Origin of the sequence: Trichocoleus sp. FACHB-90, from assembly GCF_014695505.1 — a bacterium.
Classification (GTDB): domain Bacteria; phylum Cyanobacteriota; class Cyanobacteriia; order Cyanobacteriales; family FACHB-T130; genus Funiculus; species Funiculus sociatus.
Genome location: NZ_JACJOK010000034.1, coordinates 1 through 26,359, shown reverse-complemented (window position 1 = coordinate 26,359; position 26,359 = coordinate 1). Strand labels below are relative to the sequence as shown.

At 46.5% G+C, this 26,359-nt stretch carries 22 protein-coding genes; 13 read left to right on the top strand and 9 right to left on the bottom strand.

The features are described 5' to 3' along the window. Nucleotides 1-175 precede the first annotated feature (175 nt). The 5 genes from H6F74_RS10280 to ndk all read left to right on the top strand — a co-directional run bounded on the left by H6F74_RS10280 (nucleotide 176) and on the right by ndk (nucleotide 7,094). Nucleotides 176-1,612 (top strand): carotenoid oxygenase family protein, encoded by a 1,437-nt coding sequence (locus tag H6F74_RS10280; RefSeq protein ID WP_190440130.1) that lies wholly within the window; start codon nucleotides 176-178, stop codon nucleotides 1,610-1,612. A gap of 1,250 nt (nucleotides 1,613-2,862) precedes the next feature. Continuing rightward, on the top strand, nucleotides 2,863-4,218 hold the full coding sequence (miaB, locus tag H6F74_RS10275) for a tRNA (N6-isopentenyl adenosine(37)-C2)-methylthiotransferase MiaB (RefSeq protein ID WP_190440128.1): 1,356 nt from the start codon (nucleotides 2,863-2,865) through the stop codon (nucleotides 4,216-4,218). Nucleotides 4,219-4,565: 347 nt separating this feature from the next. Next, the gene (locus H6F74_RS10270) at nucleotides 4,566-5,129 is read left to right on the top strand and encodes a hypothetical protein (RefSeq protein WP_190440126.1); all 564 of its coding nucleotides are present in this window, start codon (nucleotides 4,566-4,568) and stop codon (nucleotides 5,127-5,129) included. A 132-nt stretch (nucleotides 5,130-5,261) separates the two neighbouring features. Continuing rightward, nucleotides 5,262-6,371 carry a D-alanine--D-alanine ligase family protein gene (locus H6F74_RS10265; RefSeq protein WP_190440124.1) on the top strand — a complete coding sequence of 370 codons (1,110 nt, stop codon included), beginning with the start codon at nucleotides 5,262-5,264 and terminating at the stop codon, nucleotides 6,369-6,371. Between the two features lie 273 nt (nucleotides 6,372-6,644). Further along, on the top strand, nucleotides 6,645-7,094 hold the full coding sequence (ndk, locus tag H6F74_RS10260) for a nucleoside-diphosphate kinase (protein ID WP_190421700.1): 450 nt from the start codon (nucleotides 6,645-6,647) through the stop codon (nucleotides 7,092-7,094). Nucleotides 7,095-7,144: 50 nt separating this feature from the next. Here ndk and H6F74_RS10255 read toward each other — a convergent pair whose 3' ends face one another. Next, nucleotides 7,145-7,834: a DUF475 domain-containing protein gene (locus H6F74_RS10255; RefSeq protein WP_190440121.1), complete on the bottom strand. Its 690-nt coding sequence runs from the start codon at nucleotides 7,832-7,834 to the stop codon at nucleotides 7,145-7,147. A gap of 250 nt (nucleotides 7,835-8,084) precedes the next feature. Here H6F74_RS10255 and psaM point away from each other — a divergent pair, with 250 nt between their 5' ends. Next, the gene (gene psaM, locus H6F74_RS10250) at nucleotides 8,085-8,180 is read left to right on the top strand and encodes a photosystem I reaction center subunit XII (RefSeq protein ID WP_190421696.1); all 96 of its coding nucleotides are present in this window, start codon (nucleotides 8,085-8,087) and stop codon (nucleotides 8,178-8,180) included. Nucleotides 8,181-8,354: 174 nt separating this feature from the next. After that, nucleotides 8,355-8,762, top strand: coding sequence for a hypothetical protein (locus H6F74_RS10245; protein WP_190440119.1), 408 nt, complete (start codon nucleotides 8,355-8,357; stop codon nucleotides 8,760-8,762). Between the two features lie 52 nt (nucleotides 8,763-8,814). On the opposite strand, the gene H6F74_RS10240 is transcribed toward H6F74_RS10245, so the two are convergent. After that, nucleotides 8,815-9,528 carry a tetratricopeptide repeat protein gene (locus H6F74_RS10240; protein ID WP_190440116.1) on the bottom strand — a complete coding sequence of 238 codons (714 nt, stop codon included), beginning with the start codon at nucleotides 9,526-9,528 and terminating at the stop codon, nucleotides 8,815-8,817. Between the two features lie 413 nt (nucleotides 9,529-9,941). Between H6F74_RS10240 and H6F74_RS10235 the strand changes: the two genes are divergently transcribed. Continuing rightward, a complete protein-coding gene (locus H6F74_RS10235) occupies nucleotides 9,942-10,409 on the top strand; it encodes a hypothetical protein (RefSeq protein WP_190421690.1) in 468 nt (155 codons plus the stop codon). Between the two features lie 12 nt (nucleotides 10,410-10,421). Beyond that, nucleotides 10,422-10,979 carry a glutathione S-transferase family protein gene (locus H6F74_RS10230; RefSeq protein WP_190440103.1) on the top strand — a complete coding sequence of 186 codons (558 nt, stop codon included), beginning with the start codon at nucleotides 10,422-10,424 and terminating at the stop codon, nucleotides 10,977-10,979. Between the two features lie 64 nt (nucleotides 10,980-11,043). On the opposite strand, the gene H6F74_RS10225 is transcribed toward H6F74_RS10230, so the two are convergent. Together H6F74_RS10225 and H6F74_RS10220 are read right to left on the bottom strand one after the other, a co-directional pair. After that, nucleotides 11,044-11,181 (bottom strand): photosystem II reaction center protein K, encoded by a 138-nt coding sequence (locus H6F74_RS10225; RefSeq protein ID WP_190421686.1) that lies wholly within the window; start codon nucleotides 11,179-11,181, stop codon nucleotides 11,044-11,046. Nucleotides 11,182-11,619: 438 nt separating this feature from the next. Continuing rightward, nucleotides 11,620-14,934: a CHAT domain-containing protein gene (locus H6F74_RS10220; protein WP_206756301.1), complete on the bottom strand. Its 3,315-nt coding sequence runs from the start codon at nucleotides 14,932-14,934 to the stop codon at nucleotides 11,620-11,622. Nucleotides 14,935-15,513: 579 nt separating this feature from the next. Between H6F74_RS10220 and H6F74_RS10215 the strand changes: the two genes are divergently transcribed. Next, nucleotides 15,514-15,957, top strand: a complete 444-nt coding sequence (locus tag H6F74_RS10215) for a PPC domain-containing protein (protein WP_190440098.1) — start codon at nucleotides 15,514-15,516, stop codon at nucleotides 15,955-15,957. Nucleotides 15,958-16,035: 78 nt separating this feature from the next. Here H6F74_RS10215 and cobS read toward each other — a convergent pair whose 3' ends face one another. Beyond that, nucleotides 16,036-16,815 carry an adenosylcobinamide-GDP ribazoletransferase gene (gene cobS / locus H6F74_RS10210; protein WP_190440095.1) on the bottom strand — a complete coding sequence of 260 codons (780 nt, stop codon included), beginning with the start codon at nucleotides 16,813-16,815 and terminating at the stop codon, nucleotides 16,036-16,038. A gap of 202 nt (nucleotides 16,816-17,017) precedes the next feature. Here cobS and H6F74_RS10205 point away from each other — a divergent pair, with 202 nt between their 5' ends. Together H6F74_RS10205 and tgt are read left to right on the top strand one after the other, a co-directional pair. After that, nucleotides 17,018-17,467 (top strand): hypothetical protein, encoded by a 450-nt coding sequence (locus H6F74_RS10205; RefSeq protein WP_190440309.1) that lies wholly within the window; start codon nucleotides 17,018-17,020, stop codon nucleotides 17,465-17,467. Nucleotides 17,468-17,712: 245 nt separating this feature from the next. Next, complete coding sequence (tgt, locus tag H6F74_RS10200) at nucleotides 17,713-18,810, top strand: tRNA guanosine(34) transglycosylase Tgt (RefSeq protein ID WP_190440091.1); 1,098 nt, start codon at nucleotides 17,713-17,715, stop codon at nucleotides 18,808-18,810. Nucleotides 18,811-18,878: 68 nt separating this feature from the next. Here tgt and H6F74_RS10195 read toward each other — a convergent pair whose 3' ends face one another. The 3 genes from H6F74_RS10195 to H6F74_RS10185 all read right to left on the bottom strand — a co-directional run bounded on the left by H6F74_RS10195 (nucleotide 18,879) and on the right by H6F74_RS10185 (nucleotide 23,777). After that, complete coding sequence (locus tag H6F74_RS10195) at nucleotides 18,879-20,807, bottom strand: ShlB/FhaC/HecB family hemolysin secretion/activation protein (protein WP_190440087.1); 1,929 nt, start codon at nucleotides 20,805-20,807, stop codon at nucleotides 18,879-18,881. A gap of 610 nt (nucleotides 20,808-21,417) precedes the next feature. Next, a complete protein-coding gene (locus H6F74_RS10190; RefSeq protein WP_190440083.1) occupies nucleotides 21,418-22,191 on the bottom strand; it encodes a DUF928 domain-containing protein in 774 nt (257 codons plus the stop codon). 431 nt (nucleotides 22,192-22,622) lie between these two features. Further along, on the bottom strand, nucleotides 22,623-23,777 hold the full coding sequence (locus H6F74_RS10185; protein ID WP_190440081.1) for a DUF928 domain-containing protein: 1,155 nt from the start codon (nucleotides 23,775-23,777) through the stop codon (nucleotides 22,623-22,625). 384 nt (nucleotides 23,778-24,161) lie between these two features. Here H6F74_RS10185 and H6F74_RS10180 point away from each other — a divergent pair, with 384 nt between their 5' ends. Continuing rightward, a complete protein-coding gene (locus tag H6F74_RS10180) occupies nucleotides 24,162-25,856 on the top strand; it encodes a transglutaminase domain-containing protein (RefSeq protein WP_190440078.1) in 1,695 nt (564 codons plus the stop codon). Nucleotides 25,857-26,050: 194 nt separating this feature from the next. Here the strand turns inward: H6F74_RS10180 and H6F74_RS10175 are convergent, their stop codons facing one another. Further along, complete coding sequence (locus tag H6F74_RS10175) at nucleotides 26,051-26,227, bottom strand: hypothetical protein (protein WP_190440074.1); 177 nt, start codon at nucleotides 26,225-26,227, stop codon at nucleotides 26,051-26,053. Nucleotides 26,228-26,359 lie beyond the last annotated feature (132 nt).

Genomic DNA, 26,359 nt, shown 5'->3' with positions numbered 1-26,359 from the left:
GCCAACGCTTCACTTTTTAAATTCACACAAATGGCAAATTGTCAATAAAAAAGTTTTGGCAAGTGTCCCGCCTACCCTACAATAAAGTTTATTAGCGATCGCACTTTCTACAGATAGCAGCACTCCCACAAAATTGTTCAAAATAAAGAGAGAACGTGCTTAATATCGCTCAACAATGACAACCGCCACTAAACCATCAACACAGAAAGCTTGGGCGAAAGCGATCGCCAAACCCGCTGCTGAATTTCCCCTCACCCCTTTACCACTGCTTTCGGGCAAAATACCGGAAGGTTTGCGGGGTACCCTGTATCGCAATGGCCCCGGACGCTTAGAACGCCAACCTTCGGGTCGGGTGGGACACTGGTTTGATGGCGATGGGGCAATTTTGCGAGTGCATTTCACAGATGAGGGCGCTACCGGACTCTATCGCTACGTGCAAACAAAAGGATACAAAGAGGAAACGGCGGCGGGTAAATTCCTCTATGGCAACTATGGCATGACCGCACCAGGGCCAATCTGGAATCAATGGCTCAAACCCATCAAAAACGCCGCCAATACCTCAGTGCTGGCGCTGCCTGATAAACTGTTAGCACTTTGGGAAGGTGGGCAACCTCACGCCCTCGACCTACAAAGTTTGGAAACTTCGGGATTAGATGATTTAGCTGCATTGGATGCGGGAATGCCTTATTCTGCTCACCCCAAGCGCGATCCTCAAACGGGCGAAATTTTTAACTTTGGTATCGCAGCTGGAATGAACGGCAAGCTGAATATCTATAAAAGTGACTCTACAGGCAAGATTCTGCAAAAGGGGGAAGCTCAACTTGATGGTATCCCTTTAGTGCATGATTTTGTCTTGGCAGGGCAATATCTGGTGTTTTTTATTCCCCCAGTGCGATTAAAAGCCCTCCCGGTGTTGGCGGGAATAAGTAGCTATAGCGATTCGCTAGAGTGGCAACCTAAACTCGGTACTCAGATTTTAGTCGTTGATCGCGACACCTTATCTGTAGTGAGTCGCAGCGAAACCGATCCTTGGTATCAGTGGCATTTTAGCAATGGTTATGTTGATGCTGATGGGATGGTTATTGTAGATTTTGCACGCTATAAAGATTTTCAGACGAATCAGTATCTCAAGGAAATAGCGAGTGGCGAAACTCACACACCTGCTAAACCAACGCTGTACCAAGTACGATTAAATCCGCAAACGGGCAAGGCAATTTCTGTGCAAGAATTGTTAAATCGACCCGGCGAATTTCCGCTGGTTCCTCAGCAATACGTGGGTAAAGCTTCGCCTCATACCTATCTATCAGTATTTCGGGAAGGGGCGGATATTGGTAAAGAAATTTTGGGCGCGATCGCACGTTTCGACAACCAAACTGGTAATCTCACAGAAACTGATTTGGGCGAAAATCGCTATCCCACCGAACCCATCTATGTGACTGATGCCTTGAATCCTGCACAGGGTTGGGTGTTAACTGTGGTATACGATGGTAATTCTGATACTAGCGAAGTCTGGGTTATGGATAGCGATCGCTTAGACGATCAACCCGTTTGTCGTTTAGCATTGCCTAGCGTTGTTCCTATGGGTTTTCACGGTACCTGGAAACCCGCTTAAATTAGGAGCCAACGAGTTATTAATTTAAAACTCATAACTCCTAATCCCATTACCTATGTTCTGAACAAAAAGAGCGCCTATAGCAATCCTATTTGAGTTGTGAGCCAGGGGTTAAGATACCCGACTTCTTACAGAAGTCGGGTATCTCGCCTTCACGAATCATTCATAACTGCTATATAGCAATTCTAGGGTTAGGTGCGATACATCTTTTGTAGGGTACATGGCAATGCCATGTCCCTACCAAGGTCGCGCGAAGGTCAGAATTACGATATACTCCACCCAACTGAGAAAGGCTTTACAAAAACAAAAAGAATAAAACAAGAAGCTTATTTAATTTAATTAAATAAGCTTCTTGTTAACAAAACCAACTTATATTTCAGATACCATTACAAAAAAGATTGGCGACGTATGGCTCCCTAAAACAACCGATGGCAAGAGTTTCAAAATCTAAAATCCAAAATCCAAAATCCGGCCGCTCTACTTCGGCTCTCTAAAAATAGAAATAAATACCCATTGGAGCCTAATTATTCGGGGCTTATTTCTATGCCTAGTCAAGAGTTTAAAAACTCCTTTCAGCCATCGCGACACTACCTATTCCTTTCCGTCCGCTACCGCGATGGGCGCTGTCCTGGCTAGGATCGTGAGCGGACAACTGTTGTTGAGCCGAAGACGTTTGTTGCAGATTTTCAGAGTGTTTTTCAACTGCATGCAAGTTTACCGCTAAGCCAGTAACTAACAAACTTGAGAATAAGATGGAACTGTAAAGGCGCATAGTAGATGTCTCGTCAGAGCTTCTATTGCCTGATTCGGACTCTTTGATGCACTATCAGGATAAAATCCTGAAATCGTTTGCCTGATGGGGTTCCGGAATGTCAAAAATTATTTTTTAATGCGTAGAATAAACACTTGACAGTTCGGCTTACCGTATTTTTTTATCAGAATAAAAAATCCTAGATTTTTGCTTTGGGGGTGCGATGGGTGGGCAAGAGCATTAAATATCTTTGCTCGTAGCACAGGCAGCTAAAGTAGGGCAGACATCGCCAGCTATAGCATTCCTAAATGATTCGTGAAGGCGAGATACCTGACTTACATAAGTCAGGTATCTGAACCCCTGGATTACTTATACAAATTGGCTTCGCTAAAGTTTTGTGTTTAAATAGGCTGCGGGCGACCAACCTGGATTCTCTGGATAGGTAAGATATACAAAGAGATATAAAGTTCCCATTTCCACGGATTTGTTTTAGCCATCCATGACCACTTCTCCCCGCCGCTATCACATCACCACCTTCGGCTGCCAGATGAACAAAGCCGACTCAGAGCGCATGGCTGGCATATTGGAAAATATGGGCTTTGAGTGGTCAGAAGACCCCAACGATGCCAGTCTGATCCTCTACAACACCTGCACGATTCGGGATAATGCCGAACAAAAGGTTTATTCCTACCTCGGTAGACAGGCAAAGCGTAAGCAAGAGCAACCCGATTTGACCCTCATAGTTGCTGGTTGTGTTGCTCAGCAGGAAGGAGAGCAATTGCTGCGGCGGGTGCCAGAACTAGACTTAGTTATGGGGCCACAACACGCCAACCGCCTTGAAGATTTGCTTCAACAAGTCTTTGACGGGAATCAGGTGGTGGCGACAGAAGAAGTCCACATTATGGAAGACATCACCAAACCGCGCCGCGACAGCAAGGTGACGGCTTGGGTGAATGTTATTTATGGCTGCAATGAGCGCTGTACTTACTGCGTCGTTCCTAATGTCCGGGGGGTGGAGCAATCTCGGACTCCAGAGGCGATTCGCGCCGAAATGGAGGAATTAGGCCGTCAGGGGTACAAGGAAGTGACGCTGCTGGGTCAAAATATTGATGCTTATGGGCGGGATTTGCCTGGGGCGACAGCCGAAGGTCGTCATCAGCACACCTTGACAGATTTGCTTTACTATGTACATGATGTGCCGGGGATTGAACGCCTCCGTTTTGCCACCAGCCATCCGCGTTATTTCACAGAACGCCTGATTCGCGCTTGTGCGGAATTGCCCAAGGTGTGCGAACTTTTCCATATTCCCTTCCAGTCTGGGGATAACGACATTCTCAAGGCAATGTCGCGGGGTTACACCCAGGAGAAATATCGCCGCATTATTGATACCATTCGGCGATATATGCCGGATGCGGCAATTACCGCTGATGCGATTGTCGGCTTTCCTGGGGAAACAGAGGAACAGTTTGAGAATACGTTGCGGCTAGTTGAGGATATTGGTTTTGACCTTCTGAATACTGCTGCTTATTCGCCGCGTCCGGGTACGCCTGCCGCGTTGTGGGAAAATCAGCTGAGTGAGGAAGTTAAGAGCGATCGCTTGCAACGTCTCAATCACTTGGTTAATGTAAAAGCGGCTCAAGCGTCGCAGCGCTACTTTGGACGCATCGAAGAAGTGCTGGTAGAAGACCAAAATCCCAAAGACCCGACTCAGGTAATGGGACGCACTCGCGGCAATCGCCTTACCTTTTTCACCGGTGATATTAACGAACTCAAAGGTAAAATAGTCCCAGTGAAAATTACCCAAGTTCGCCCTTTTAGTTTGACAGGTGAGGCGCTATCAGTCGCTTGCTGTTAGTCTTTGCCTATCCCAGCCAGAGAGTAAAATTTACTCCCACAGCGCCTTAGCCTCAATGTTCTACAACCCAAGCCCACGCAACGGGAAGATAAATATTAGTCTCGCGTTGCGTCGGGCTTCGTTTGTATAGCCGCGGCTTTAGCCGTTGGGCATTCTTACAATAAATGTATAAATACACTTCATCTGGCGGAAAATATTACTCTTGACCAGAGGAAGACATTTGCCTATTTCCCACGTCCGGGGTCAGAGCATGAAGCAGTTTTGCATCTGTTTTGAAGACTTAGGACTAATTTGCCAGGATTACGTCCAGCTAAAGGGCAATATAGTCAAAGAAAAAAGTTAATCAGATGAAAACATTTGTTACATTGTGGAAACTCGAAGTAAACTCCCGCCTCCCACTCCTGCGACGGGACTTACAAGAAGCGGTTTATCTTCCCCCTCGCTTAGCTTACGCCTTATACAACACCCTGATATTGGTGTACTGGTCGGCAATTGCGGCTGGTAGCGTCGGTTGGTTAGCTTGTCGCTTTACTTACCTACTCGGTGTTAGCACTCGTCAATTCCTGCTTCCTAAACAGGAACCGCTTCAGCTAAAGAGTAAAAAAACCACTCTTCAGACTCTAACCCCTACGACACCAATCACGGCTGCAAAACCCACTCTTCAAGCTGCTGTCACGCCACCACTCCCCGCAGCAGAACCAGTTAAGGCTCCAGTCACAAGTGTACCTTCCGCAGTTGAACAGATAGCAGTAGGCGAACTGACGACGACAGCGGCGCAAAAGGTCAAAGCAGCAAATCCTGATAAAGTTGTCTTGGCGCGACCTTGGGGTAAAGGATGGCGGATTGCTGTGCTGGAGCCAGAAGAAGCTGCAAGTATTCAACATCCTTGGAAACTGGTGGTGCGTTCTTGAAGGCAACTAGCGATCGCATTCTTCCCGATTGGTGCTATGAATCGTGCTAATTAGGTTTTAAACAGCTGGAGGTCGTTGTAGCCGTCCAGCTATGATAGGCTATCGGCTCCCAGGAGTGCCAAGGAGAAAAAAATGAAAAAATTGCGGGTTGGGTTGCTGTTTGGCGGTTGTTCTGGAGAACATGAGGTTTCGCTCTCATCAGCACGAGCGATCGCGCAAGCCCTAAGTGCAGACCAAAATACCGGAAAGTACGAAATCCTGCCTTTCTACATCCGCAAAGATGGACGGTGGCAAGCCGGGGAATTGGCGCAACAAGTTTTAGAATCAGGAACACCCCTACAATTAGAAACTTCAACTCCTGATTCTCCATCTGCAATCGCCAGTAGCGAAATATCAACCGCCAACACGCAACAACTCAACCGTTGGCAATCTCCCTCCCAAGCTGCTGAGATAGATGTCTGGTTCCCCATCCTACACGGCCCTAACGGGGAAGATGGCACGGTTCAGGGGATGCTGAAATTAATGCAGGTTCCCTTTGTGGGAAGTGGGGTTTTAGGTTCCGCGATTGGGATGGACAAAATTGCTATGAAAATGGCTTTTGCCCATGCGGGAATACCCCAGGTGAAATATATTGCTGTCAATCGGTCGCAGGTATGGTCTAATCCTTGTGTTTTCCCGAAACTCTGCGAAGAAATTGAAGGAACTCTGGGCTATCCGTGTTTTGTCAAGCCGGCAAATTTAGGCTCATCGGTGGGAATTAGCAAAGTGCGATCGCGCACTGAGTTAGAAACTGCCTTGGATAACGCCGCCAGCTACGACCGTCGCCTGATTGTAGAAGCTGGTGTTGTGGCGCGAGAAGTAGAATGTGCCGTTTTAGGCAACGACAATCCTAAAGCCTCTGTCGTGGGAGAAATTACCTTTCAAAGTGATTTTTACGACTACGAAACTAAGTATACTCAGGGAGAAGCAGATTTACTAATCCCCGCACCATTACCAGATGCGATCGCTACTCAAATTCAAGACCTGGCACTCAAAGCTTTTGCCGCCATTGATGCTGCTGGTTTAGCACGGGTAGACTTTTTCTATGTGGAAGCCACAGGCGAAATTTTAATTAACGAAATCAACACGTTCCCAGGCTTCACAGCGACCAGTATGTATCCCCAACTATGGGCAGCAAGTGGTATTTCTTTCCCTGAATTAGTCGATCAGTTAGTTCAACTGGCACTAGAACGACATACCTAAAGCAATCTCCTTGCAAGCTACAGCTTGGGAACGATACACAAGAAGCTCTGTCTCTTGTAAAAATTAAAAAAAGTTCACAATTGCGGGAGGCGTAACCGCACTTACGCGCTGCTTCGCTAACAAAATCTTCATTCCCAGTTAGAGACTGGGAATGAAAAAGGTGTTCGCCAAGGTACGCCAAGAAAAAGCTATCCTCGGTTGTCCTTTGCGTTTAAAAGCCTTCTAGTCTAATCTAAGTTTTGTATCAGTTTGTGAAATTCAAAGGAGATAAACTTGGAACGGACATTTGTCATGGTTAAGCCGGATGGCGTACAGCGCAACCTTGTAGGTGAGGTCATCCGCCGTTTTGAAAGCAAAGGTTTCACTCTAGTTGGGTTAAAACTAATGAGTGTTAGCCGCGAACTGGCAGAACAGCACTATGACGTTCACCGGGAAAGACCCTTTTTTGCTGGTCTGGTCGAGTTTATCACCTCTAGTCCAGTGGTAGCGACGGTATGGGAAGGTGAGGGAGTTGTAGCATCAGCAAGAAAAATTATCGGTGCTACCAACCCGCTGACAGCAGAACTGGGTACGATTCGCGGTGATTATGGAGTTAGCATTGGTCGCAACCTCATCCACGGTTCTGATGCTATCGAGACAGCACAGCGGGAGATAAGCCTCTGGTTTAAAGATGAAGAACTCGTCAGCTGGAAACCAAGTTTGACATCTTGGCTGTACGAGTAAATAACTAATGGCTAATGGTTAATTACCATTAGCCATAATTTTTTTCCTTTTTATTTTTGAGTTTCCGTGGGAGTTCGCTGGGAAAATCCCCAGGTAAATATGATTGCAATACAGGAGATCATTAACCAGTCTGGTGCATAAGACTCCAGGTTAAAGGCTCTCAATAGCAGTCGCAATCCCACCAACGCTACTGTAATGTAGCCAGCATCCTCAAGATGCACAAATTCATCTAGCCAGCGGATGAATAATCCCGCCATGAACCGAAGCGTAATCACCCCAATCGTTCCTCCGGCGATAACAAGCACGGTATCTTTGGAAACAGCGATCGCTGTTGTTACGCTATCGAGGGAAAAAGCTAGATCCGTAAAAGCTATTATCGGAATTGCCTGCCAAAGGGAAGTAAAACGAGGCCCATGATTTTCCCCTTCTTTCCCGTCATCGGAAGTAAAGTATTGGAACACCAGCCAAAGCAGATACATTGCACCTAGTAGCTCAAACTGCCAGAACTGAACGACCCAGGTTGCTGTCAGAATCAAGGTGATTCTGAGGATGTAGGCAACTGCTAATCCGAAGTTGAGAGCGCGACGTTGGAGAGTGCTATCTTCTAAGCCTTGTGCAATAGCTGCTAAGGCGATCGCATTGTCTGCTGACAGCACCGCCTCTAACGCCACCAGAACTAGCAGTACCAGGGGAGCTTCAATTCCTACATTGAGCGGAGAGTTCAGGATGTGGTCTAGCATTAACGCCTGTTTAAACTGGAAATATCAAATTAAAAGCAATAATTTCAAGGCTAAAACGTGCCAAAATGATTGCTATCTTAATTAAGCTTAACCTTTGTCGGGAAAGTTTAGACGAAATCAACGATGCTATGCAAACATATGGGTTAAAATTTTTAGGCTTGTGTGTTGCATCTTGTTACAAGATAGTTATAGTAGGCATGATTTAGCCGAAATTGTTGAACTATAAACCTGAAAAAGGAGTTTGTAAACAATGTCTATATCAGATACCCAAGTCTTTATTGCTTTAGTTGCCGCCTTGATTCCCGGCATCCTGGCAATCCGCCTATCAACGGAACTGTACAAGTAGCGATTAGGGGCTGGGGACTAGGGACTGGAAGGGGGACTAGGGGCTGGGAATTGGGGATTAGGGACTGGGTAAGATTCTTCCCAATACCCAATACCCAATACTCAATACCCAATACCCAATACCCAATCCCTAATCCCCAGTCCCTAATCCCCAGCCCCCAATCCCCAGCCCCTTATGAATGCAATTGAACCCACAAGACCTCCTCTGCAATCGGTACCACAACGGGCGGTTCCCCGGACGCAGCGACAACAGCGACGCCATCCCAACCGGGCGACGCTCGTGGAAACCACGGCTAAGTTAACTGTAAATATAGTGCTTTCATCGGCGGCGATCTCCGCGCTGGCGCAACTGTTGCCTTATCATATGTCCCAGCAAGCAAAGCTCTCGGACATTCAAGAGGAAGTTAAACGCACAGAAAAACGTGTCAACCGCTTGAGTGATAACTTCAGGCGTTATTTTGACCCGCAGCAAGCCAAAAGCGTTATGCAGGAGCAAAGCCATCGTGTAGACCCCTCTCAGCGTCAAGTGGTCTTGATGGATAGCAGCACGGCTGAAGAAGAAGAATTGAAAATGGCAAATTAAAAAAGGGCAATGCCTAATTTTTAATTTTTATCTTTTAATTTTTAATTGTTCTTCAGGCGATCGCAGGTTTCAGCAACTGTATCATCCAAGTTTCGACGACCAGGCGCAAGCGTCCAGCTGCACCAGATCGGGAAAGCAACGCTAAAGCGTTCTGGTAGTCAGCGATCGCGCAGTTCCAGTCACCCCTCAGTTCGTAGGTGCGACCGCGTTCTGCATAAATGTTACCTTCCAATTGTCCTAACCCCATCACTAGATCAAAATTCTCTAGCGCCAAGTCGTACAATCCCAAATCCCGAAAGGTGATACCTTGGTTAATCCAAGCGCGAACATTGCCGGGGTTGAGATCCAGAGTCATCTCATAGTCAGCGATCGCTTCTGCCATCTGTCCCACAGAAGCGTAGTAGTTGGCGCGATTGTTGTAGGCGCTGTCTAGGTGGGGATCTAGTTCCAAAGCGGTATTGTAATCAGCGATCGCTTTTTCCTTTTGACCGCTCTGAAAATAAATCAGCCCTCGGTTATTGTATTGGGCTGCACTCATGGGGTTACGCTCAATTAAAGTTGTCAGGATAGGGATCGCGCCCTCGTAATCGCCTTGTTGCGCTTTTTCCTTTGCCTGAGAGCGCAGCGAACCATCTGACTCTATCGCGTGTCCGACTGATACAGATTTGACTCGAAGTAAACGTCTTGGAGTCACGCCAGTCGATGAGATCGGATAACTGTGTTGGTGTCTTGCTTGGTCTTGACAGTGGATTGCGCGAACGTTCATATCATTCTCAAAGGTATCTTGGACTTATCTGGAATCACTTTATCGCCTTGCTTTGAGTCGCTGCCTTGCTTCTGTGTCACTTAAGTAAAGCGTCTGGCAAGCGGTCGATTGACACCCAGACAATCCAGTTAGGCTTGGATGTCCTTTAAATACCTACAGCCCCAATCCACAGCATTACTGAAACCTCTACAGACAGACAAAGCGATCGCTTTTCACCTGTCCTGAGAACCCGTTTATTATGTGAAGCTTAAGCGATTGGCATATAGAGGGATTGGGGAGGAAGTGGCTGGGAATTGGTTCTGCCTTGCATACTTTATCCCTTGCCTATCCTCTTCCCGTCTAGCCCCATCTGGTAGAATGCAAGCGATGATCAAGCTGTGTTGGTGTTTTGAATCCTTAAGGAAAACAACTTTATGACCACTGCAACTTTCTATCCCAACGCCCCGGATCTGTGCGAAGATGACTACCTCCTGCTTGGCTTAGCCACTTGCTTCTACAAGGAAGATGGCGAAGTTCGTGAAGTCAAAGTAATTGAACCCATCCCCTCAGCCGCCCTAGAAGCGATTCTCAAAGGAATTCCCACCTCATACCAGATGGCGATCGCTACCACGATGGGTGCTGTCCTCACAGAGGATAATACACTTACCCAGCCCGCTGATTTCCCGGAAGAGGCGCAGTTTAGCGATGAGTTTGCTTTTCGAGCGATCGCATCTGCCCGCACTTATAAAACCCACCCAGAAGCCCAGTCTCATATCCCTGTGGGAACAACACGCACTGACTTTAACTATTCCATAGAACGCAAGCGGGTACTGAATGCTCAGCGCGTTGTCCGCAAGGAAGACAACGTAAAACAGCACTCCCATACTCACAAAGTTCTTTAAGGTTTAACTATCATGTTGAAACTCTACGGCGGAGCCTTTAGTCGAGCGTCAATTGTCAAGTGGTATCTGGAAGAACTTGGCATCCCTTATGAATTCGTCATGCTGGATATGCAAGCAGGCGCTCACCGACAACCAGATTATCTGGCGATTAATCCTATGGGGAAAGTCCCGGCGATTGTGGATAGGGATTTTCAGCTTTGGGAGTCGGGGGCAATTCTGCTGTATTTAGCCGAAAAGTACGGCAAGATGCCATCTTCCCTAGAGGAAAAAGCAAAAATTACTCAGTGGGCGATGTTTAGCAATGCCACACTAGGGCCAGGAATTTTTGTGGAAGCCAGCCGGGAACAGGAGATGCCCAAGTTGATGCAACCGCTCAATGACATCTTAGAGCGGCAACCGTTCTTAATCGGAGACGAGTTCAGTGTCGCCGATGTAGCGGTTGGGTCAGTTTTGGCTTACATCCCAATAATGCTAAAGCTGGACTTGAGCGAATATCCAGCCGTTGTGAACTATATCAAGCGTCTTTCAGAGCGTCCGGCTTTTGGCAAGGCAATGGGGACGCGCGGTTAAACAAAAATAAAGGATGTAGAGCTGCGCCCTACATCCTTTATTTTTACAAAAGAGAATTTGGGGTTTAACGGAACCCTACAGCAGCTTGCCAAACGAAAGCAAGCAACAAGAAGAACACGGGGATGATCGGGAGAACGTCTACCAACGGATCAAAGAAGGAGTAAGCTTCAGGCAGTTTTGCCAATAGCAGTGCTGCTTCCATATTTAAATTTACCTTTCCAACACAGTTTTCAGAATTGACATGGATCTTAACACGATCTAGCTTACATATTCCTGGTTTTGGACGGTTAGAAGCAAATTTTATCGGAAGCGATCGCCTCTTGCGTGTGCCTCTAGTTCTTCACCCCCACAAGCCTTGCACAACCTGCCATCTGCGTAGATGAAAGCGTTTGGTTTCGTGGTAGTGGGAAGGATATATTTTTATACTGCAACTGTGGCAGATAATTTGTTAAAAATCTTGATAATTAAGTAAATTCACCCTTTATTAAAGGTTGAATTTATAAATTTCTGCCAGGATTTTTTTTGCTGCCATTACCTGTAATATACTGCCTAACTTTTTATTGATTGCGGAAATACAAGTGGAGAATAATTTCTTGTGTTCAAAAAAATTATTCGATTTTTTATTTTTTTGCCTTTTTGTTTACCAAGGATTTCCAATCATTGTGAAAGCTGCCCAATAATAAGGGTCAGACAAACTTTGATTTCCCAACTTGGCTAGTTCCGGCGTTAGCGGTATCTCCCCATCAGGAGTAAGCAATTTACCATTTTGGATGCGTATTTGCCCCTTGATCATTGCTACTTGCGCCTGTCTTAGCGCCTCCACCTTCACAGGAGCTTTTCTCAACTCTTCGTAAAACTGGGCCATTAGTCCCAAAGTTCCCTGATCTGACACATACCACAAACTTGCTAGCGCCGACTTCACCCCAGCTTGCACCGCCAACCCCGCAAAGCCCATCTCTGCCTGTTCATCACCTAAGGCTGTGCGGCAGGCACTTAGTACCAGCAAATCTACCGGGGGGTCATTCCAGCCCACCTGGGGCAGCTGGTTCAATGACAGCTTACTGTCCCACAGTTGGATGTATGAGTTGCTGGGATTACCTGGCTGAAATTCTGCATGGGTTGCTAAGTGAACGATTCTATAAGGTTGTAGGCGGCGCTGGGTGTTGAGATTTTTCAGGGTGAAGCCGCTGTTGAGGAAGGATTTACCAGGCCACAGCTCAGGCGTAATGGCCAATAATTCTACTGGTACAGCGGGAAGTGGCTTTTGGTCAGTAAATTTTGATACCCCCATTGCCAAGACTTGCTCGTTTACTATGTCGCGGTGTTCGGTGTTGCTGAGGCTGAGACTGGGCATCAAGCTGACGCTGTATTGCTCCACCAGAAACTGTTCACCATCATGCAAGGCAGCCAAGGGAATAGAGCGCAACCCGGTGTCTGGCACGAAGACAATATTCTGGATGCCTCTAGCTTGCAAGTCGGCTTGCAGAGGGGCGACGATCCATTTATGGAGTTGTTGGGCTGAGGTAAGGTAGGTGGGAGTTCGTTTGATTTTGATAACTTCGTTGCGAAATTCATCGGCAACTTTGATAACTTGCGATCGCGTAATTCCAGAAAACTGCTTGTGAATTGGTGTCCCCTGTGCCGTTACCAGCACCACTTCTAGCTCATCACGCGAATTTTGTGTTCGTAATTGGGAATTGGTTATGAGCGAATCCCCCTTGTCTTCCCCTTTCTCTATCTCCCCTTCAGGTGTAATATCTGGGGTAGCAAAAGAAATATAAATAATCGCTGGCCTTACGCCTGTTTCTTTTTCAACTCTCTCTAGAGTTTGACGGGTATCTAGTAGAGAATTGACACGACTGGGAACGTTTTTTATCTCCAAATATTCGGAAAAATCGCGAGTGTAATTATCTTCTCTTTCAGTGACTAAGGCATCAATTTCAATGTTTGGAACATTCTGCGGTAGTTGTAATTTTTCCTCTTCATCGTTGTCACCAACCAAGTCTGTTTGATTCAGTATTTGATTTGGAGTAGGGGTAACAAATTGAATATTTCCTTGCCCACCCCTACCTGGAAAAGATTGAAAGGTAGTAATGGGGGATTGCCCATTAGTAACTGCCCCCAATGTGCCGTTAGCAGTGGGATTTCCCACTAAAAAGGGAACTAACCTGGAACCGCCGCCGTGCCGGATAGCGATCGCGCCTCCCCCAACACCTCCGGCATTAGAAATACTTGCTAATACACCATTTTGGTCTAAAAAAGTACCCCCAACCCGGAAAAATTGATCTGTCGTAATATCAACATTTCCCCCCGTGCCGTTGGTTCCACCTTGGGCATTGATGGAGGTAACTTGGATATCCCCAACCGGATCGAGGATCACAGATCCACCATTACCAAAAGCGGAACTAGAGTTGATAACATCAGCATTGATTTGGTTGCGAGCTTTGATTGCGATCGCGCCGCCATCGCCCAAATTTGACGACGAGTTTATCGCTCCGGTAATATTAATTCTTCCTGCCGTACTATTAGGCAAATTATTACTATTTTGGTCAAGAGCCGTCAGACTAATTGCTCCCCCATCACCAACATTTGATGACGAATTTATCGTTCCTGCAATATTAATTGAACCTGTTTGACTTACAATATTAACATCGCCACCATCACCCGAATCAGAATTAGTAAAAATTCCGCCTCCAGGCAAATTCAGGATATTAATATTGCTAAAAGCGGACATAGTTACCGAACCAGCAGCATTATCAGCGAAAGTGGTAGAAGTATCAATTTTTCCTAATACTGTAATGCTGCCAGTTGCAGACAAATTGACAAAACCACTCACTAAAGGCGGCACAAAATCAGGTTGTACTGCTTGTCCCACAACATCCCCTACCACAACATCACCAGCATTCACCTGGATGCCAGAACCAACCAGTTTCACCTCTCCAGCGCTGTTAACATTTAGTTCGGTGGCATTACCGATGCCCCCACCAGTTAGCAACTGGGGCAGGGAAAGGGGTAGGGAGGCAGAGGGGGAGGGAGGAACAGAGGAGGTGAGGGGAGTAACTTCCAAACTTAACGGACTTCCCGCCTGAGAGATGCGAACCATGCTCTCGCCTGGTACAGATGCGATCACGATATCATCCCCTGGTGCCGTGAGACTACCCAGTGAGACAACAGTGCCACCAACCAGGCTTAAATCTTCTTGAACAGCTAGATCCGCCAAATTGACAATGGCTCCGGGTGTCTGAAGAGTCGTGAAGGCAAAGGTGCTGGGAGTTCCCACCAAAGCGGCATAGTTATTAGATCCGGTGGCATTAAACCATCTTATGGAGGCGGGATTCATCGCCTCTGGAAAACCAATTGCATTCGCGGTGGTGGCGGTGAAGCTTCCTGGTATATTCAAGCTGGCTCCTGCGCCAAAGATGATACCAGCAGGGTTCATCAAAAAGAGGTTGGAATTGCCGCTAACCTGAATTAAGCCGTTGATTGCAGAGCGATCGCCTCCTACTACTCTCACCAGAATATTCTCAATAGATGGGCTAGAGAGAAAATTGGCAATCTGGTCTTGACTAAGCCCAAACTGGGTGAAACTGTGGAAAAGATTAGCGCGATCGCTCGATCTAGTGCCGCCATCGATATCGAAGCGGTTCCCGTCAGGTGTCACAATAGTTCCGGTACCATCAACCGCCGGAACTATTGACTGTGCTGCTGCTGATGCGGGAATCAGGGCAAAAAACAAAGCTACCAAACTTTTAGCTTTGCTTCCCTGAATATTCAAGGAAAAAAAGCAAGACCGAAATTTCCAGCTTTTTTTACCACCAATTGGGCTAGGGCAATCTTTTTCCAGTCCCCAGTCCCCAGTCCCCAGTCCCCAGTTCCTAATTCCTGGTAGTGCTACCAGCCACAACTTAATTCTTTTTTTAGCTAATTTCATGGTGCCGATTCTGACAGGAAACACGCCCTTGCTCTAGTTATTAATTCTTCTACGCTAGCTTCCAAAGAAGTATCTGCACACCTGATGCAATTGTGCCATGACTACACTATAAGTAGTGTTTTAGATATTATCTAGCTGCCGTTTTAAATGTTTACCAGTCTAAATTGATACTTTTAATCTGCAACGGTTCACTGTATCGTTTTGCCCGTAAAGGCAAATTAATGGGGATAAGAAACGAGTCAGTTTTACCGCTGCCTCTTATAATGGACGGGCTTAACCCTAGTCAACAGGAGTTTGGTCAATAACCCATCCCCTTTAAGGTATAAGCTGGTTAACTAGCTCTCGTTGGGCAAACCTCACCACTCTGGAAAAAACCCTAGCCTTGTGGTAAAACCCACAAAGTAATAGCTTATGCAAGTGTTTCTAGTTGCTGACCCTCAAACCAAACTACTTATAAAGTAAGCGACAGAGCTTTTCTCCAGATTTCCTGCATAAATTAAAACGTAAAAACATTCTTTGTTTAGGAAGCGGTACACCCCGCCCCGCTTTCCTGCCAACCCCCGAAAAGGGATGGATGTCTAGCGGGAAGCATTATGACCAACGATGAAAGCAATTAGATGGCACCGCACCCCAATTGTTCCTGCAACTTTGCTTGTTCTGTGTCTTGGCGGTGTATCAGCCAGAGCGCAAAATAAAGTATATAATCCGATTCCTGTACTGACAAACAACGAAGTTGCCGACACGCTTACAGAAAACGATATTCCTACTGGTGAGGGAGGCTTTGCCCGTGACTACTTGGTGAAGTTGAACGCTGGAGATCAGGTGGCTATTGACTTGACCTCAGATAACTTTGACTCGATTGTTACGCTGATGGCTGCTGATGGTTCCACTGTAGCGGAAAACGATGACGGCCCAGACGGTAGCACAAATTCTGTGCTGTTTTCCCGAATTAGCGAGACTGGTTCATACATTATTCGGGTTCGGGCTTTTGGAGAAACGGGCGGCGGGTCTTTTAAGCTGAAGATAACGCGCCTGAAGCCAATTTAACGATTTTGGATGCCAGGATTTTGGATTGCTTGGGTTACTTGTGAGTTACAAACTCCTTGGAGTTAAAATCTAAAATCCTTAGATTGTGGTGAGTAGGCACAGTAACAAAGCTTCTGTCCATTCTACGACTGCGCCGTAGGTATCTCCCGTGTGTCCGCCCAGCTGGTGGTGAAACCAAGCACCAGTTAAAAGCGCGACAAGGCATCCTGCGACTGCCATGATTACCGCCAATAGAGGGCGAGTCGGTGACACAATGAGCTGTAATCCGCTTAAAAGCAGTAGTAAGACCAATCCCAGCAAGATATCCTGGGGGGTGCGAATAAACTCTTTGTGAAAAGCACCTTTGCCAGTAGGTTTGAGATAGGGATAACGAGCGATCGCTACCACTTGCCCCCACCGACCCCATCCCGCGGCTGCCATCAGCGCTAGCCAGCGGTTAGATTCAATATCTGTCAGGGCTGCTGTTTTTAAAAGTATGAGTGCGATCGCAGCGATCGCGCCAAAGGCACCAGTCGCACTATCCGTCATCACCTCTAAACGCCGTGACGGATCTTGCACTGCCAACCCATCAGCGGTATCCATTGCCCCATCTAAGTGTAAGCCTCCGGTGATGGCAATCCCCATCACTACCACTAAGGCTGAACGAGTCAGTACGGGTACGCCCAGCTGTTGCAAACAGACATCGCAAAGCGACAGAAGCGCCCCAATTAATAAGCCTACTAGCGGAGCATGGCGGGCAATGCGCTGAAATTCCAATGTCCAGCCCGCAGGAAGGGGTATACAAGTATAGAACGCGATCGCCCCTAGCAGCGATCGCCAAAACGAAGAAACTTGAATCACAAAAAATACAAAAGACACTTCTTACTTTCCGAATACAAATTCAGTAGATTAGCGTAGGAGCAGACGATAAATGTTGGGCTAAGATTGTCTCGTAGCAGTTCGATCTCGCGCATAGCGCCTATGGCGTTAGATTATTTAGCTACCTGCTTCCCCAAGTAGGAAAGCATCTACTACGACCAGACAAGATCGGGCTGGTTTGAACTAAAGGCTGTTTCCCATGATGAGTCACGACCAATCTCCGCCCAAGCTACCAGCTCCCTGTATAATTGACTTCGGCATTGTCGTTAATAAGCAAGATATGCGGCGACTGCTGGCTGATTTAGGCCGCGTCCGCTACATTCATAGTCTTGATGGCAACGTTCAGAGCCAGGGAGAAGGGTATGTGCTGGATGTATTTGCTGACGATCAACGGTCTACGATGATTGCCAACCAGGCAATTTATCTTAATGTCTACAGTTTTGATTATCTGCAACTGCACCAGTCCCCAGATCAGGAATCTTATTTTGACTTGATTCAAGACCATCGTCAATTACGTTTGATACCGCTTTCTAACCCACTCCAAGAGCAAGCCACGCCTAGCATCAATGCCGCCGCCTTAGAAGCGATGGTAACGCAAGTGCTGTCTGCTAAGTGGGATGTCCAATTTGATGACGATGATTGCTCATTCTAAGTAGTTGTTAGCCATTAGTGATTAGTCATTAGTTATTAGCAACAATCTAATAACTATTAAGTTTGATTGTCAGTCGTTAGTCATTAGTTCGTAACAATGAACTAAAAACTAAGGATTAAAAACTTCTGCTAGTGGTACTGGCTAATACCATTTTGCTTTCCAGAGATACCATTTTTGTCATTTGTCCAATGCCCGACAAATGATAAATTATTGTGAAAAGTTAGAACGCGATTTGGTATAAGTAAGTGGGATTTTCTTTTAAATGTCAGGCGCGTTGTAGCCATTCCAAAGCACGGGCGGGAATTTTTTCCACACCTCATGGTTTGGTCGAAACTCCTAAATTTATGCCTGTGGGAACTCTAGCGACTGTCAAAGGTATAACAGCAGCCCAGCTAGAAGCAACAGGCGCTCAGATGGTGCTATCGAATACCTATCACCTCCACCTGCAACCAGGGGAAGCGATTGTCGCGGGTGCTGGGGGGCTGCATCGGTTTATGGGCTGGAAGAAGCCAATGCTGACGGATTCTGGCGGCTTCCAAGTGTTTAGTTTAAGCCAGTTGCGTAAAATTACTGAAGAGGGTGTAATATTTCGCTCTCCCCGCGATGGGCGGATGATTAACCTAACGCCGGAGCGTTCGATCCAGATTCAGAACACTCTGGGAGCGGATGTCATCATGGCATTTGATGAATGTCCTCCTTACCCCGCTGAACGCTCAGATGTAGAAGCGGCAACAGAACGGACTTACCGCTGGCTGGAGCGCTGTATAAAGGCTCACCAACGTCTAGATGAGCAAGCTTTGTTTGGGATTGTTCAGGGTGGTGTCTATTTAGATTTGCGTGTCCGTGCGGCTGAGTCGTTAGCAGCGTTAGATTTGCCAGGATATGCAATTGGCGGCGTGAGTGTGGGGGAACCAGCGGAACTGATCCACCAGATTGTAGAGGTGACTGCGCCAGTGCTACCACCAGAAAAGCCGCGTTACCTGATGGGTGTGGGGACTTATCGGGAAATGGCAAGAGCGATCGCATCCGGTATAGATTTGTTTGACTGCGTGATTCCCACCCGTTGGGCGCGTCACGGGACTGTTGTGGTAGGGGGCGAACGTTGGAATTTGAAAAACGCTCAGTACCGAGAAGATTTTACACCCCTTGATGCCAGTTGTCCCTGCTACACTTGTCAGAACTTCACCCGCGCTTACTTGTGTCATTTAGTGCGATCGCGTGAAATCTTGGGTTACACCTTACTCTCAATTCACAACATCACCGAACTAATTCGCTTTACCGAAAAAATAAGAGAGGCAATTTTAAGCGATCGCTTTACCGAAGAATTTGCTCAATGGCTATGACACCCCAACCGAGGAGTTAAACATTGACTTTCTGGTTCCCACCGTCTAACTGGGAACCAGAAAGTGTATCAAAGTTGATAGTTAACGCTGAAATAAAAACCCTGATCTTGAGCATTTTCGCCTCGGTCATCAATATTAACTAAGGGAATGCCGTAGTCTAGCCTAATATTCAGCTTAGGTATCGGTTGCCAGATTAACCCTAAGCCGACACCTGCTAAAAATCTTTCATCAGGTAATGGGTTGGGGTTATCATCCACATTCCACACCCACCCCAAATCTATAAAAGGGGCAACCTGCATGGTAGCGGCTCCGGCTTCGTCTCGCTGGACGGTGATCCGGTCTTCAATAGAAAATCTCACGCCATTGTCAGCAGCACGGACATTTTGCCTGTAGCCGCGTAGCGATTGACCGCCGCCAATTACAAATTGTTGGGAGGGTAACAAACCACTGGTTGACAGCTGGACATCTGCCTGAAGAATTAAAAAGTTATCGTTATTCAGGACTTGTACTCGCTGGATTTGACCCAGCCAGCTCAAGAAACGACCATCAGGAACCGGATCTTCATTCACGGTAGCATCGAATAATCCAGTACCAAGACTAAAGAGCGATCGCAACGCCCATGCACCCCTGACATCCCGACGTAGATAATCTTGTCCAAACTTAACCACGCTGGTACGGCTGACACCATTTTCGTCTGGCCCAAATCCGAAAGGAGTCGGCCCCGCAAAGGTGAACGTCTGACCATCCTGATAAGTAAAGCCTAAAGAAAGGGCAAATTCTTCTCGCGGTGAGCGGATTAACGGCTGTCGATAACTAATTTCGTAAACTTCCGTCTCCCCCCGAATGTCAAACACATCAAAGGGACGTTGGGTAACTTTGTTGCGATTAGGTGCTGCTCTCAGTTGCAGGGTGCCGTTCATGGCGTTGAGTGGTATTCGATAGCTGAAGTCGAAAATATCAGCGCCACTGGTCGTCGTATGGTAATAGGAGCCAGCGATTTCATCCCCAAGCCCAGTTACGTTGCGATAACGCAGGTTGACTCCCAATCTTTCTGAACCGACACTGGGAGGCGAGTAGTTGTCAACGCCTAAGCTGGCTTCTAAGGGGTTAGCTTCGGTGACGCGCACCACCAGAATACTTTGACCAACCCCACTTCCAGCTCGGAGGCTGGCTTCTATGTTTTTAAATAGGGGATCGATACGCAAAAGCCTTAATTGGTCTTCCAGTTGACCTGTGTTGAGAGGTCTACCAGCCCCTAGCCGTACTCTGGAACGGATGTAATTTGGATTCAGGCGGCGCGTTCCTTCTACCCTAATTTCTTCTAGGGTGCCTTCGATGACGCGAATTTGGACGACACCATCGCTAACGGCTTGGTCTACAAGAATTGCTCTTGAGGTAATGTAGCCTTGGTTTAGGTACAGCTGAGTGATCGCATCGGCAACGTTTCTGAGTTCTTCTAGGGTGACAACGCGCCCCTCAACTTTTTGGGTAATCGCGTTCAGTTCATCTTGATCAAAGATTGTGCTGCCGAGAACTTGAATTTTGTTAACTTGAAGGCTGTCTGAGGCGGGCGCTGTAGTGGGTGTCGGGGTTGGTGTTGGCGTCAGTACAGGCGGCGGTGACTCTTGGGGCAGCGGTTCTGGGGTGGGTACAGGTTGCGGGAAGCGATCGCGATTAGGATCGGGCTGCGGCGGAAGCTGAATAGATGGTGGTATCTGCGGCGCTTGCACCAGCCTCTGTTCAGAACCCTCTAAAGAAGAATCAGGGATCAACAATGAATCGGGTTGGTCTTTGTCCATCTCGGCGCTTGGGATCGTCTGCATCGTCTCCCATTCGCTTTGTAAATTTAATCCATCTGGCACTGGCTTGGCTTCTATTGTCGCAGCATTCGCGCTGCTGGTAGCAACACACCCCAACAGCGTTGATACGCATACACCAAGGGCGATCGCGTCCTCAATTAACACTCCACACCAAAACACTTTAAACCTTGATTGCATGGCAACTATCTTCCCCACACGTTTAATCAGCTAAAAACTTGAACAAATACCATACTTTTGTCATCTCAACTGGATTTTCCTCGCTAAATTTCAATTGTCTTTTCATTGCTTGCTACTTCGTTGCTCAAATGTACTGATAGTTTTATGGCAGTGGCAATAGTAGTTTAAGCAAAAAATAAATGAATTGTATTATTTAGCACCTTTGCCAGAGAGATTTTATGGCATAAGTTTTGTCAGGCTGGATGCCTGTGCCACCAGTTAAGCGTTTAGATATAACTGACGGTACTATGTAGTAGCGATCGCTAACGCTTCACGCACAAATCTATTCCACAACTTCACCCAGTTTTACTCAGCTAATACTATTTTCCTTTTGATGTGTTACGCAGAGATCCCCCCTTGCCCTTGTCCATCGAAGGGTTTGGGGGGATCTAATTCCATAAAAGGGAAAAAGCAAAAGTTAAGAATTATTTTGCCTTTTACATGAGAACCTTTTGACTTTTAGAGGGATTTGGGGGGATTTTTAATCCAGCATCAAAAAATTGAATTTTCTTTTCAGCCCCGCTATCCAGAATATCCTGGGTGGTGTCATCAGTGGCAATGCCTTGGGCTACTAATTTTTCGGCGATGGCTGGGAAAGCGTCGCGTTGTTACTCGGTATCGGACTAATGGGAACTAGAGGCTCAGTTGCCATGTGTTCCAGCCCAACTGCCTTCAAGAGTTTTGCCCATTCAGATGATACGGCTGAATCTTTCGGGTTTGACTGGCGCAAAGCTGCTAGAGTATTCAAAGCGTCGAACCAAATGCCCGCTTCTGCATAAATATCCGGGCGAGCCTTGAGTGCGGCTTGCTTTAAATTATTATTCAGCGTGGCGTTGAGTGGCACACGCCGAATCCACCCTTCTACAAAAATATTAGGCGATCGCTCTGGCGGATTGCACAGTATCGATAAGAACCAATGATAATTCTTTCCAACTTCTAGGGGTGGTACATTAGCTGACACTGGGACGCTGACGCTGACAATACCTGACTTTCCAGGCATCATAAAAGTTGTTGTATAAATCTCTTTCTCGTTTCCATCCCTCAGCACAAACTCCACTGGCAGTGACTTAGCTTGGCGAGGCATTGGCGGCAGATAAAATAATAAAACTGGATTTTGAGCGACTGTAAACCCAATGTTGTTGGCGGGGATGAGCGCAGTTAGTGGCTTTTTTGCTATCGGACAGTTCCCGCCGCGCGTTCCTCCTCCTTCCCGTCGCCCTGGTGCGCTAATGTTGACTGGAGGTTCGTAATCAGCAACTAACAAGGGCTGTGGCATTGCCTGGGCGCTTTTTGGCTCCAGTGTGCCTAACAGCGTTGAGAAACCCGTCAGTAGCACCAGTTCCATAGATAAGGCTATGGATTTTCTTAAAAGAGAGGACTTCATCCAGGCCATAACAGAGTTGTTCTGTGATAATTTTGAGTTTTGAATATTTAGGGGTAAAGTTCCCCTCATACCATTTGAGATTTTGGCTCGTGAAACCCTAGCCTGTAGGGAGCTTCAACAAATCGATATGGTATTGCTTTCCATTGTGGCGCTGTCTTTTGCGGCTAGAAAATACTATCTGTAAAAGGCAGTTATTTGACAATTGAAGAGCTGATGCGTGTTAGGAAGGGCGGGTATAGCACTCTGAAATAGTTGAAGCTGTTATGTATTTAGTTTTCCAGTTTGAGAGCGATCGCTTTCTGGAATTGGGAACAAGTTAGGAGTTAAGAGTTAAAAGCTCCTTTGGCCTCGTAACTCATAACTCATAACTTTCTTACAGAGGCGATTTTGTGTTAATTCGGACTAGCTGCACCCTGAGTCAGAGGCTCTTTAGCAACCGGGTCTAAGTCTGCTGACTTCAGCAATTTTTCCCAAGCATACTCCAAATTACGATCGTTGGGACGCAAGCGACGTAGATCCATCAATGTTTCCAGCGTCTCATACCAAAAGTTAGCTTTTGCATACAAAGCAACGCGCTCCTGTAGACTTGCCTGCTGGAGTTTATTGTTAAGCTCTGGATCTACGGCGACGCGCTTTATCCACCCCCAGACCGCTATATCTTGTTCGCGGTCTTTAGCATTACAAATTACGTTCACTTCCCAATAATATTGCTCGTCCTGCCGCAGGGGTGGAACATCGGCGGAGGCAGGCAGTTGCAAGCTTAAAATGCCAGGAGTGCCTTTAATGGCAAATCTGTTTTTGTAAACCTCTTTGCCGTCTTCGTCTTTTTCTTTCAGCACAAACTCCACCTCTTTGGCGGTTGTTGGTGGCATATACCAAAAGAAACTTGGATAGTCGGCTGATGTCAGACCCACGCCCACTGACCCATCACCTGATCTTTTAGGGATCAAGGCGGTGAGTTGCTTACTATTATTCCCGACAAAATTATTGCTATTATTGACCATGCAACCTCCGTTACCGCGTGTTGCACCCTGTTCTCTGCCGTCAGGGTTGCCACGCTCTGGCGGCGTGTATCCCCAACTATCCGGAAGGCTGCGACTGAGCGAGGAAGATTGTGATTGTAGTTGTGCCTGTGCGGGAACGTTCAGAGCCAGTCCCAGCGAGAAGGAAACAACTAAGGTTGTAATACTTGAGTAGCGTTTAATCTGAGCCATAATAGAATTGTTTTCGGTTGACACTTTCCAAGGCTTTAGCCGTGGGATGTTCGCTTCAACGAGTCCGTTTAACAAATTGAAACTGTTTCCAAGTTGCCTGCGTGGTTTATGTCCCTGTCGGGGCGTATTGTCATAATCCCCTAATTTTTTTTCTAGCGCAGTGTCCGGTGTCGATGCAAAAACTCTCTCTACTTTGATACCTGAAGAGTTTAAGACTCCAGGCAGTTTTGGCTGCTGAACCTGCACTTCCTGACTTTGGAAAGGTCTGTTTAACAATCTATCGCTAGATTGATGTTGCTTTGGAGCAGCAAGGCGGTCTGATTGCGTGTCCATAATTATATCAAACCATCTAAAGAAAATATCTTTTTCTTTTCAAACATTGACTGATAATGTTTACGCTTGTTGTAATAATCCCCATTGGGAGGGATTTAGGCGCAATTAAGCCGTCTCAAAATTAGCTGGGTCATCATTTATGTATGATGCCCTGACGGTCGCCTGGGTTCCCAATTGACACAGACCAATAAGATATTACTCAGGTTCGCACAGAGCAGTTGTCTTGGTTGCAATTTTGGTAACTTGGGCTGCTTTCTTAGGGTCAAACCAATTTTAGATTGGCCTTGAATCCAAATTCATCGGAGGCGAATAAACTCCGATGAGGCAAAATCGCTCAGACTCGGCTTAGTGTCCACTCCTACATTATCTTCACTGAGATTTAAGATGATTCCTAATTCAGCGTTACAAGTCAAACAGAATCCTTGGCGGCGGACAGTTAGACCGATTGGAGCCTCCGCTTTGCATGGCATGGCTTTTCGGAAAGATGCGCTGATCGCTATTGACGCTTTTAGCGGATATCTTCTACAAATTGACCCCAAGAGCGACAACACAACTATCTTAAATGCTAATCATCTGCCAGATTTTCTTGGTGTGACTGGCTTGGCTATTTGGGAAGACACTCTCTGGTGTACGCAGGACAATAGTGTTTTCTTTTGTACAGATGCACTTAATGCGATCGCAACAACTGATTTGACACCGGAACAATTTGTTACGTTGTCCTATCCTGCTAATGGCATTGCTGTTGCGGAATCGACGGTTTACGTTACTTCTCGGAAGTCTGGCTATATTCTAGTTTTTAGTCGGGAGACGGGTAAACAGATTGCCCGATTTCCTGCGCCGGGGGTTGGGGTAGAAAATATTACGGTTAAGGACGAGGAACTTTGGGTTTCGGATGATATTGAACAGACGGTTTACTGCTTAGATCGGGCTACGGGGCAGATTAAATTCAGTGTACTGACTCCTTTTGAGCGTCCGACGGGGTTAGCTTTTCACACTGAACCGGAAACTGGGCAGGATATTCTTTATGTTGCTTATGCGGGTGAGGAACCGTATATCCGAGATAATCCGAATGCTGACCCCAATTTTGAATTAGCGTATCGCGATCGCACGTTTATCCACCCGCTGTATTTTCACTACAACGAAGCTGAAGGCTATGCCCTCTCTAATGGCTATTTGATTGAGATGTCCTATGTTGAGGAACTTTCCCCCCTCGACAATGTGGAGTTAACAGATGTCGAATGGCGAATTGCTTTGCCTTCGGAAACTCATCGACAGAAGGTAAGGACAATTGAATGGGTGGGATTGCCTTTTACTGAAGAAATTCAGGACGGACAGCGCGTGGCTGTGTTCAAATTTGACAGTTTAAAAACAGGCGATCGCCATATATTCGGTTGGAAAGCTTTGCTAGAAGTCTGGAGCATTAAATATCGCCTGACACCCAGAGATGCCGAAAAGCTCCCGGATCTGCCGCCATTACAGAATAAATATCTGGTGGATGATGACGACTTGGCAATGGACACAGATATTATCCGCAGTGCTGCTAAGGAGGCAATTGGTACTGAAACTAATTTACTGCGGAAAATTTACAAAATTCGCAACTTTACTTACGATGCTCTCTCCTACGGCATTAAACCTCACATTGATCCCCCAGATGTTGCTTTAGAAAGGGGCGTTGGTTCCTGCGGCGAATATCTAGGTGTTTTACTGGCGCTGTCACGACTCAATGGGATTGCTTGTCGTACTGTTGGGCGCTACAAATGTCCTCCCCATCCTGAATTAAAGAATGTGCCGTTGCAACCGGACTTTAATCATGTCTGGATGGAGTTTTATTTGCCTGGTTTTGGTTGGTTGCCGATGGAATCAAATCCTGATGATGTTGTCGATAAAGGCCCTTATCCATCAAGGTTTTTTATGGGTCTTTCTTGGTATCACGCTGAGATTGGCAAAGGTATCACGTTTGAAAGTTTGATGAGTGGGGGTGAGAGAGTTAATAAGCAGGCAGTTTCTATTGGCGATTTAGCTCTGAATCATGTGATATTCACGATTCTGGAGGAATTACAACCCGGAGCGGAAGGATGAAGAATCAGGGATGATATCATTTCCGGTTAATTACCTATAGGAACCCGGAACCTCTCTAGTAAGAGGGGGGAGGCGATGGCGGGGCCGGGTTCTTTTATCACGGGTAATCAACTGGGCTTGATATGAATTGATTTATCCTTCTTTAGAAAATCACTTAAGTAGGTAGGGCGCGTGCCTTATCTACTTTTTTTATTTTAAATTTTCCTGATATTGCCCGCATAGGTCAATGCTGAAACTGTCACAAACTTTTCCTGATATTCAAGGGTTTGCATAAATAATAATTTAATACTAAATTTGCGCTTCTCAACAGCAACAGGCAATTGCTTCAAATTAATTTGTAGTTCAAAAAGAAGTGGGTCTTGCGGCATCATGGGGTAAAATGTAGCAATTGCTACATTTTACCCAAAAAGAACAATGGACTTTCATCTAGATACCTTATTAAACTTACCGAACGTTACGGTTTTCACCGCTTATCAAAAAGAAGGATTCTTCATTCTGAAATT